Raw genomic sequence first — 8927 nt, 5'->3', positions numbered from 1 at the left:
CCGCCCCGGCGCGGCGCCGGCCCCGCCGCGACCCACCACCAGCACCCCCTGCGCCAGCGGGTGGCACGCGCCGGCCCCGGGACCACCGCTGACCTGCAGCTCCAGCGCCGCGCTGGCCGGTGCGCGGACCGGGCCGGGGCGGTCGACGCCCAACCGCGCACCGTGCCCCAGGCGGGGGTCGGACAGCGGGGTGTCCTCGTCGAGCCGGTCCGGGCCGGCCCACAGCGAGGTGGCCGGCACCCCGCACGCGGCCAACCCCGCCCGCACGGACGCCAGGTCGGCGGTGTCGCCGGCGCGCACCTCGACGTCGGTGCCGCCCGCGGGGCCGAGCAGGATCCACCGCCGGGTGGGGCGGTCGGGTGGTCCGGGACGGGTGGGCATGCGCGCAGGGTCGCCCGGGCCGGTCCGTCGCGGAAGCCGGTCCCGCCGATCTGTGGACGACGGCCGGGCCTGTGGACAACGGGGCCGGGCTGGCGGCGGGAGGCCCTACCGTCCCCGCTCGACCGGGACCGACCCGGACCAGAGGAGGACATCGTGAAGGTCGACATCGCGACCCTGCAGGCCATGGCCGCCCAGTGCCGGGGGGAGGCCGGCGAGCAGGCCGCCCGCCTGGCCACCCTCACCGCCGGCATCGGCTCGGGCGTCACCGACGGCTGGACCGACAGCGCCGCGGCCGGGGAGTTCACCCGGTTGTACGAGCAGTGGCGGGCCTCCAGCCAGGCCATCGGCGTCGCGCTGTCGGGCATGGGCGACCTGCTCACCGACGTGGGCAACGCCTACCAGCAGCACGAGGCGCAGATGGCGGCCCGGATCGGCGCCATGGTCTGACGGGGTCAGCCCGGGGGGTCGCCGTCCCGCGCGGGGGCGGCGGCCACCGGCACGGGCGCCGGGGTGCGGTCCCGCCGCAGCCGCTCCCACGGCAGGATCGACAGGATCGCGATGCAGTGCGGCAGGAAGATGATGCCGACCCCGGCGTAGACCATGACGTGGAAGCCGAGCAGGAACAGCACCAGCCCGATCCGCGCCCGGTCGCTGCGCACCAGCAGCATCAGCGGCGAGGCGAACTCGAAGACCAGCATCACCCACTGCGCGGCCGGCAGCAGCCAGGCCACGTCCAGGGTCCACAGCGACAGGTCGGTGCCGCGGCGGACCACCGCCCGGGTGAGTGTCGACCCGGTCGCCCAGTCCCAGCCGCCGAAGCGCATCTTGGCCCAGGCGGCCAGGAAGTAGGTCAACATGACCGTGACCAGGATCGCCGCCGCGGCGAAGCCGGCGGCCTGGGAGGAGCGCCGGTCGCGCCAGCGGGCCACCCCGATCGTGGGCAGCACGGCGAGCGCGACGAGGTAGGCGATGCGGTCGTGGTCGACCTTGCCGTAGCTCATCGCGATGACCATCCACTCGGCGTAGAGCACGAAGACGGCCCAGCCCAGCAGCCGGGGTGCCCGGCCCGTGGCGGCGGCCACCGCCGCGACGACCAGCGCCCACTGCACCACCAGCACCACGGTGTGCGTGGGGGTGGGCAGGTGCAGCAGCCGCCCGACCAGCAGCGGTTGGTAGAACTCGGTCGGGACGTCGGCGTGCGCCCGGACCCAGGCGGTGGTGAGGAAGACGTCGACCGGGACGAACAGGTAGGCGATCGTCCGGAAGACCGCGATGCGGGCCAGCGGGACCGGCCGGAACCACCACCGCGGGGTCAGCGGGACGGCGCGCGCGGTCTCCGGGCGGGCCGGGGCGGCGGCGCTCACGAACCGGCCGCCAGGTCGTAGGAGACGAGCACGTCGTCGGTGTAGGCGCCGGTCTGCTGGCCGTCCCGGAGCTCGAACCGGCGCTGCACCACCTCCACGCGCACCAGGTCCGGGCCGGTGGGGTGCCGCTCCTCGTAGGACTCGGCGACCAGGCCCAGCAGCGCCGGGTCGTCGACCAGGCGGGGCAGCTGGCCCTCGAACTCCGCGCGCCGCAGGCCCACCTCGCCCCCGGACAGCCGCACCTCCGCACCGGCCGCGGTCACCCCGACGACGCGGGTGGACACCACCGGGGTGTTGGGGTCGGCGCGGGTGGAGTACATCCGGAACGGGCCGAAGGGGAACTCGGAGTCGTCGCCCCAGACGCTGCCGGCCAGCAGGAGGACCAGCACCACCGCGGCGGCGGCCAGCCGGGCCACCCGGCCGCCGCGGCCGAGCTCGTCCACCTCGGGGCCGGCCTGCACGGCGGGCTCGGTCTGCAGGGTCACCGGCCCATCGTAGGATCGCGCGACGCCGGCGCCCGGTCACCGGACGCCGACGGCCCGAGGTCGACGACGACACCAGGAGCCCACCCGTGCAGTTCGGCAGGTACTACGAGGAGTTCGAGGTCGGGGCGGTCTACAAGCACTGGCCCGGGAAGACGGTCACCGAGTACGACGACCACCTCTTCTGCCTGATCACCATGAACCACCACCCGCTGCACATGGACGCCCACTACGCCGGGGAGACCACCGACTTCGGGAAGAACGTCGTCGTCGGCAACTACGTCTACTCGCTGCTGCTGGGGATGAGCGTCGCCGACGTCAGCGGCAAGGCGATCGCCAACCTCGAGGTGGAGTCGCTCAAGCACGTGGCGCCCACCTTCCACGGCGACACCATCTACGGCGAGACCACCGTGCTGGACAAGACGGAGTCCCGGTCCAAGGACGACCGCGGGGTCGTGCACGTGGAGACCATCGGCTACAAGCAGGACGGCACCGTGGTGTGCACCTTCCGGCGCAAGGTCATGGTGCCCAAGCGGTCCTACGGCCAGGCCCGAGGCGGCGAGCAGCCCGGCCGGCCCGAGCCGGTGCGCGGGTAGCTCAGCAGCGGGGCAGCAACCCCCAGCTGCCCAGGGTCTCCACCAGGCCGGGCGTGCAGCGCAGCCCGGCCAAGGTGGCCGCGTCGACGAAGGCCGCGTCGGCGGCGTCGTCCCCCGCGACGGGGACGGCGCCGGGGTCGGCCAGCGTGCAGACCAGGTCGACCACCTCGTAGACCGGCGCGTCCGCGGGCACCCGCACCCGGCCGGCCTCGGGGCCGGGCAGCACCCGCAGCCCGGTCTCCTCGGCCACCTCGCGGACCACCGCGGCCGCGTCGTCCTCACCGGGCTCGACCCGGCCGCCGGGCACCGACCAGGCCCCCCGGTCGGGGTCGTGCGCGCGCTGCACCAGCAGCAGCCGTCCCGCCGGGTCGTGCACCACCGCGCCCACGCAGGCCACCAGTCCGCTCACCTCAGCGACGCTAGCGTTGACAGGACACGGGGTGGCCCGCGACGGTGGGCGGGATGAGGAGCGGGACGAGCACCGGTCCGGTCTGCCCCCGGTGCGGTGAGGACCTCGTGGTGCGGCCCGGGTCGGACGAGGCGTGGTGCCACCTGCACGCCGCGGTGACCCCGCTGCACCACAGCGCCGTGCTGTCCCACGACACGCTCACCGCGGTCTGCCTGGACGCCCGGGTGCCGGCCTGGGTGCCCGACCCGATGCCCGCGGGGTGGTCGGTGACCGGCATCGCGTGGGGCGGCGAGCCGGGCGCGCGCGGCATCGTCGTCGACTGCGCGGGCCCGGCCCCGCTGGGCGGGTCCGCGGAGCTGGTGCTGGTCGCCGAGGAGCCGGGCACCGGGCTGGGTGCCGGGTACGCCGGGCTGCCGTGGCTGGACCCCGGCGAGCTCATCGACGGGCCCTCCGCGGCCGCCGTCCACGCCGCGGGCCAGCGGGCGCCGCTGTGGTCGGTGCCGACCAGCGACGACCGCTGGGCCTTCGTCGGCGAGGCCTACGGCGTGTGGTTGTGGCTGGTCGCGTGGCCGGCCACCGCGGCCTGGCTGCTGGCCGAGGACCTGGTGCTGCTCGACCTGCGCGACCGGGTGCCGGCGGACCTGCCCCTGGGCCCGCCGGGGGAGCACCTGCTGCCGGGGACGTGATCGCCACGGCTGGGCGTGTCGCGCCGGTGACGGGTGCGGCCTGTGTTACCCATGTGACCGCGGTCCTCCCCGGCCGCGCGGACCCGCTGGGTCTCGACCCAGGTCCCGAGGAGGAACGGCGCATGAACCTCAAGAAGCTGCTCAGCTTCCTCGTCATCGCGTTCGTGCTGTTCTACGTGATCTCCCAGCCGGAACGGTCCGCCGACCTCGTCCGCAGCGCCGGCACCGCGTTGGGCAGCGCGGCGTCCTCGCTCGCGACCTTCGTCGGCGAGCTCTTCTGACCCTGCGGACCCTGACCCCGCCGTCGTGACACGTCCCCGCGGTGCGTCCTCGGCGCTGGGCCGGGACGCCGGCCGGTACCTCCTCCCCGACGAGGAGGCGGTGGTCAACCAGCGCCGGCACTGGGCGGTCCTGGTCCGCCCCGGCGTCCGCGGCGTGCCGGTGCTCGTCGTCGGCGTCTGGCTGCTGCAGGTCGACCCGGGCAACCGGTTCAGCACCCTGCTCGGGTTGCTCGTGGCGGTGGGGGCGCTGGGCTACCTGGGCTTCGCGGTGGCCGAGTGGTGGATCCGGCACTTCCTGGTCACCCGGCGCCGGGTGCTGCTCACCTCCGGCGTCGTCGTCCGCAAGGTCGCCGTCATGCCCCTGCGCCGGATCACCGACCTGACCTACCAGGAGACCCTGGTCGGGCAGTTGCTGGGCTACGGCGGTTTCCGCTTCGAGTCCGCCGGCCAGGACCAGGCGCTGTCCCAGATCACCTACCTGCCGGACGCGAAGACCATCTACGACCAGATCAGCGGACTGCTGTTCCCCAGCGACGGCGCGCGGCGGGGCGGTGAGGACGAGGACGGCAGCCCCGACCCCACCCGGGCACCCGCGCCCCGCCCGGCGGGTGGGGACGGCCGGCACAGCACCGGCCCGATCCCGGGCTTCCGGAGCCGGTACCCGCGCACCCGGTGAGCGGACAGGGCAGGCTGCACCCGATGCGCATCGACCTGCACACCCACTCGTCGGTGTCCGACGGCACCGACACCCCTGCCGACCTCGTCGCCGCCGCGGCCGCGGCCGGGCTGGACGTCGTCGCGCTGACCGACCACGACACCACCGACGGCTGGGCCGCCGCCCGCGCCGCCTGCCCGCCCGGGCTGGTCCTCGTGCCCGGCATGGAGCTGTCCTGCCGCTGGTTCCCCGCCGACGACCGGCCGATCAGCGTGCACCTGCTGGCCTACCTGTTCGACCCCGACGCCCCGGAGCTGGCCGCCGAGCGGGCCCGGCTGCGGGCCGAGCGGCTGACCCGGGGCGAGCGGATGGTCACCGCGTTGGCCGCCGACGGGTTCCCGGTGAGCTGGGCGGCGATCGTGGCCCGCAGCGGCGGCGGGGTCGTCGGCCGCCCGCACGTGGCCCGGGCGCTGGTCGAGGCCGGGGTGGTGGGTTCGGTGGACGAGGCGTTCGCCGGTCTGCTGCACCACACCAGCCCGTACTACGTGGCCAAGGCCGACACCGACGTGCTCGACGGGATCGCGCTGGTCCGGGCCGCCGGTGGGGTGCCGGTCTTCGCCCACGGGCTGGCCCGCTCCCGCGGCCGGGTCGTGGGTGACGACGCCCTGGCCGCGATGGCCGGGGCAGGGCTGCTCGGCCTCGAGGTCGACCACCCCGACCACGCCGACGCCGACCGGGCGCACCTGCGGTCCCTCGCCGCGGACCTCGGTCTGCTGGCCACCGGGTCCAGCGACTACCACGGCACCAACAAGCGCACCCCGATCGCGGCCTGCACCACCGACCCCGGTCAGTACGAGCGGTTGCTGACCCTGGGCAGCGGGAGCGCCCCGTCCGCCGGGTGAGGTCGTCCCGGACCCCCCGGCGACGCCGAGCAGTGGGTCACCCGGTGCGACGTCCGTCGTGCCTGCCCCACCGGCCGGGCCGCCGCCCCGCCCCGCGGGACCCCTGGGTGGGTGGACCGTTCAGGCGACCCGCACCCGGGCGGCCCGCAGGGTCGGGTTGTCGCGGATGCGGGAGGGCACGGCCAGGGTGGTCGCCCGGAACGCCCGGACGGCGGCCGTGGTCGCCGGCTCCGACAGCGCCAGACCGGGCAGGCCGTACATCGAGCGGGCCCACCGCGGCAGCGTCGCCACCCCGAGCGAGGCCAGACCCGCCCACGCCGGCCGGGCCGGGGTCAGCAGCTGCACCCATCCCGGCATCGGTGGCACGACGACGAACCGCGCGGCGTGGCGCGCCGGCTCGGTCAGCGCCAGCTGCGGCCGGACCCGGCGGAAGTACGCGGCGAGCTCGACGACGGTGGCGGGCACCTGGCCCGGCGTGCAGCCGACCAGCTCGGCGGCGACCACCTGCTCGCGCACGTAGCGGTCGGCGTCCTCGTCGGTCAGGGGGACGCCGGCCCGGCGGGCGACCGACAGCAGGGAGTCGACCTCGCAGGCGTGCACCCACAGCAGCAGGTCGGGGTCGTCGACGGAGTAGGCGCGGCCGGTGGTCTCCTCGGTGTCGGACTTGCCCCGGTGCGCCCCCCGCACCCGGCGCACCGCGCGCAGCGCCTCCTTGCGGGTGCCGAAGGTCAGCGTCGCGACGTACTCGGCGGTGCGGGTCAGCCGGGCCCAGGGCTCGTCGCGGAACCCGTCGGAGAACCGGTGCACCCCGGCCATGGCCACCGGGTGCAGCGCCTGCAGCAGCAGCGCGCGGATGCCGCCGACGGAGAAGCTGGGGTCGGCGTGGATGCGCCAGGTGACCGAGTCCGGCCCGAAGAAGCCGTCCCGGTCCTCCTCCGGGGTCACGCGCTGACCTCCGCCGGAACGGAGGACCAGAACGAGGTCAGGACGGCGACGGTCGCGGCCGGTTGCTCGATGGCGGGGGAGTGCACCGCACCGGCGAGCACCTCGTGCCGGGCACCCAGCCGGTGCGCCATGTCCTCCTGCGCGGCCGGGCTCCAGGCGTCGTCGTCGGCGCCGTGCGCGACCAGCACCGGCACCCCGGTCTCGGCCAGCTGCGCCACCCGGTCGGGCTCGCCGGTCATCGCGTCGGCCATGCCCGACAGCCCCGCGGCGGTGTTGGCCAGGAACCGGCGGGCCAGGAGGTCGCGCACCGCGGGGGGCACCGCCTGCGCGCGGGGGTCGGCCACGGCCAGCTGCTCCAGCGTCTGGTGCACCAGCGGCACCCCGCCGGCGTCCAGCAGGGGGGCCAGGTGGGCCAGCAGCTCCGTGCGCGGACCGGTCAGCCCGGCCGGGCCGCTGCCGAGCAGGGTGAGCGAGGCGAACCGGGCCGGGTCGGCCAGCACGGCGCCGCGGGCGACCAGCCCGCCGAAGCTGTGCCCGAGCAGGTGCACCGGGCCGGTGAGCTGCGCGGCCACCCGCAGCAGGTCGCCGGCGAGCTCGTCCACGGTGTAGGCGGCCGGGTCGTCGGGCCCGGCGGACTCGAACTGCCCGCGCTGGTCGATCGCGACCACCCGCCACCCGGCTGCGGCGACGGGGTCGACCAGCGGCGCGAAGTCCTCCTTGGAGCCGGTGTAGCCGGGGACCAGCAGCGCGCTGCCGCGCGGGCCGGGGCCGGTGTCCAGCGCCGCCAGGGGGCCGGTGCCGCCCTCGAAGGTCGCGGCGGCCGCCCCGTGCGGGGTCAGCTGGCGCAGGTCGTCGGGAGCGTTGCGCTCGGAGCCTCCGGGGAGCATGACCTCATTGAACGCCCGGTGCGGGCCGTCCCGCTCCCGGGGCCACCGCTCAGGAGTACGCGGCGCGCCCGTCCGCCGTGCCGACGACCACGACCGGACCCACCACCGCGGTGCGCCCGCCGGCCGGGAGGTCGGGTGCGGTGGAGCGTGCCGTCTCGGCGCCGGTGAGCAGGTCGCGGGTGACCACGGCGCCGTCCTCGGGGACGACGACCGAGGTGGCCGCCTGCTTGCCGTCGGGCACCGCGGGCAGCCCCCGGGCGGGCGCCGACCAGGCCACCGCACCGGTGCCGGCGTCCACCGCGGTCAGGGCGCCGCGCGCCCACACCAGGGCGGTGGCGCCGACCGAGGTCTGCAGCGGCGCGCTGCCGTCGTCGGCGGGCAGGGCGAGGGCCTGCAGGGTGGCGCCGTCGGCGGCCGACAGCGCCCGCAGCTGGTCGCCGGCGACCACGCCCACGACGGCGTCGGCCCCGGCCAGCTGCGCGTCGCCCGCGCCGAGGTCCGCGGTCCAGGTCAGGGTGCCGGCGAACCCGTCGAGCAGCTGGGCCTGCACGTCGCCGTCGGCGCAGCGCTGCAGCAGCGCGACACCGGTGGTGCCCGCCGAGGCGTCGAGGATCCGGCAACCGGCGTCGGCCGGGTGGTGCCAGCGGATGTTGTTGCCCAGCGGGTCGACGGTGGCCAGGCCGGTCGGGCTGACCGCCAGCACGATGCGGTCGGTGCTGGTCAGGGTGGCGTCGGCCCGGAAGCCGACGCTGCGGTACCAGACGCGCTCACCGGTGGTGGCGCGCAGCGCGGTGAGCTCGTTGCACCGGCCGCCGGTGGAGAACAGCACGACCACCACCCCGTCGACGGCGGTGGACCCGCACAGCCGGGCACCGGCGCGGGTGTAGTGCCACGCCTCGTCGCCGGTCACGGGGTCGACCATCGCCACGCCGTCGGCGGCGGGGACCAGCACCCGGCCGGACTCGACCACCGACGCCGTCGGCGGGCCGCCGGTGACCACCGACCAGTCGGCGGTCAGCGCGGCGGCCGGGACACCCACGGGGGTCACCGGCGGCGCGGAGGTCGTGCTGGAGGTGGCGGCGGCGTCGGAGCCGCGCCAGGCGAGCACGGCGACGGCGACCACCACGAGGGTGGCCGCCGTCCACACCCACACCCGCAGCGGCGGGCGACGCCGGTTCACGGCTGCATCGTGCCCGACGGACCGGGGAGCGCGGGGTGCGCCGTCAGGCGGTCTCACCGGCGCCGGAGCGACCGGCGCCGCCGCGGCGACGGCGCCGACGGGGCCGCTTGGGGCCGTCGCCGGCCGGGGTGCCCTCACCCGAGGAGGCCTGCTGGGCGG

The 8927-nt window shown here is 76.5% G+C and carries 13 protein-coding genes; 6 read left to right on the top strand and 7 right to left on the bottom strand.

The window, feature by feature from the left end:
- Positions 1-381 (bottom strand): hypothetical protein (locus NH342_RS20365; RefSeq protein WP_253017720.1); only part of this gene is annotated, 381 nt, incomplete at its 3' end.
- 153 nt (positions 382-534) lie between these two features.
- Between NH342_RS20365 and NH342_RS20360 the strand changes: the two genes are divergently transcribed.
- Positions 535-828, top strand: coding sequence for a WXG100 family type VII secretion target (locus NH342_RS20360; RefSeq protein ID WP_253017719.1), 294 nt, complete (start codon positions 535-537; stop codon positions 826-828).
- A 5-nt stretch (positions 829-833) separates the two neighbouring features.
- Here NH342_RS20360 and NH342_RS20355 read toward each other — a convergent pair whose 3' ends face one another.
- Positions 834-1745, bottom strand: a complete 912-nt coding sequence (locus NH342_RS20355) for an MFS transporter permease (RefSeq protein ID WP_253017718.1) — start codon at positions 1743-1745, stop codon at positions 834-836.
- Positions 1742-2230 carry a hypothetical protein gene (locus NH342_RS20350; protein WP_253017717.1) on the bottom strand — a complete coding sequence of 163 codons (489 nt, stop codon included), beginning with the start codon at positions 2228-2230 and terminating at the stop codon, positions 1742-1744. Before NH342_RS20350 ends, NH342_RS20355 begins: the two co-directional genes overlap by 4 nt.
- An 86-nt stretch (positions 2231-2316) precedes the next feature.
- Between NH342_RS20350 and NH342_RS20345 the strand changes: the two genes are divergently transcribed.
- Positions 2317-2823, top strand: a complete 507-nt coding sequence (locus NH342_RS20345; protein WP_253017716.1) for a MaoC family dehydratase — start codon at positions 2317-2319, stop codon at positions 2821-2823.
- A 1-nt stretch (position 2824) separates the two neighbouring features.
- Here NH342_RS20345 and NH342_RS20340 read toward each other — a convergent pair whose 3' ends face one another.
- Entirely contained in the window at positions 2825-3232 is a 408-nt protein-coding gene (locus NH342_RS20340; RefSeq protein WP_253017715.1) for an NUDIX hydrolase, read from the bottom strand.
- A 53-nt stretch (positions 3233-3285) separates the two neighbouring features.
- On the opposite strand from NH342_RS20340, the gene NH342_RS20335 reads away from it, so the two are divergent.
- From NH342_RS20335 to NH342_RS20320, 4 genes are all read left to right on the top strand, one after another.
- Positions 3286-3918 (top strand): DUF6758 family protein, encoded by a 633-nt coding sequence (locus tag NH342_RS20335; protein ID WP_253017714.1) that lies wholly within the window; start codon positions 3286-3288, stop codon positions 3916-3918.
- Between the two features lie 122 nt (positions 3919-4040).
- On the top strand, positions 4041-4199 hold the full coding sequence (locus tag NH342_RS20330) for a hypothetical protein (RefSeq protein ID WP_253017713.1): 159 nt from the start codon (positions 4041-4043) through the stop codon (positions 4197-4199).
- A gap of 25 nt (positions 4200-4224) precedes the next feature.
- Positions 4225-4875 carry a PH domain-containing protein gene (locus NH342_RS20325; RefSeq protein ID WP_253017712.1) on the top strand — a complete coding sequence of 217 codons (651 nt, stop codon included), beginning with the start codon at positions 4225-4227 and terminating at the stop codon, positions 4873-4875.
- Between the two features lie 23 nt (positions 4876-4898).
- The gene (locus NH342_RS20320; RefSeq protein WP_253017711.1) at positions 4899-5756 is read left to right on the top strand and encodes a PHP domain-containing protein; all 858 of its coding nucleotides are present in this window, start codon (positions 4899-4901) and stop codon (positions 5754-5756) included.
- A gap of 120 nt (positions 5757-5876) precedes the next feature.
- Here the strand turns inward: NH342_RS20320 and NH342_RS20315 are convergent, their stop codons facing one another.
- Genes NH342_RS20315 through NH342_RS20305 form a run of 3 tightly spaced genes read right to left on the bottom strand, consistent with a single transcriptional unit; the run spans position 5877 to position 8768 of the window.
- Positions 5877-6701 carry an oxygenase MpaB family protein gene (locus NH342_RS20315; protein WP_253017709.1) on the bottom strand — a complete coding sequence of 275 codons (825 nt, stop codon included), beginning with the start codon at positions 6699-6701 and terminating at the stop codon, positions 5877-5879.
- Complete coding sequence (locus NH342_RS20310; RefSeq protein WP_253017707.1) at positions 6698-7588, bottom strand: alpha/beta fold hydrolase; 891 nt, start codon at positions 7586-7588, stop codon at positions 6698-6700. Before NH342_RS20310 ends, NH342_RS20315 begins: the two co-directional genes overlap by 4 nt.
- A gap of 49 nt (positions 7589-7637) precedes the next feature.
- Entirely contained in the window at positions 7638-8768 is a 1131-nt protein-coding gene (locus NH342_RS20305; protein ID WP_253017705.1) for a PQQ-binding-like beta-propeller repeat protein, read from the bottom strand.
- Positions 8769-8927 lie beyond the last annotated feature (159 nt).

It is taken from the genome of Klenkia sp. PcliD-1-E (assembly GCF_024124375.1).
In the GTDB taxonomy this organism is placed as follows: Bacteria; Actinomycetota; Actinomycetes; order Mycobacteriales; family Geodermatophilaceae; genus Klenkia.
This window is presented reverse-complemented; position numbering and strand designations above follow the sequence as displayed.

Coding starts and splice junctions, on each gene's coding strand:
- NH342_RS20335 (WP_253017714.1), top strand. CDS start 3,286: ATGAGGAGCGGGACGAGCACCGGTCCGGTCTGCCCCCGGTGCGGTGAG.
- NH342_RS20330 (WP_253017713.1), top strand. CDS start 4,041: ATGAACCTCAAGAAGCTGCTCAGCTTCCTCGTCATCGCGTTCGTGCTG.
- NH342_RS20320 (WP_253017711.1), top strand. CDS start 4,899: ATGCGCATCGACCTGCACACCCACTCGTCGGTGTCCGACGGCACCGAC.
- NH342_RS20310 (WP_253017707.1), bottom strand. CDS start 7,588: ATGCTCCCCGGAGGCTCCGAGCGCAACGCTCCCGACGACCTGCGCCAG.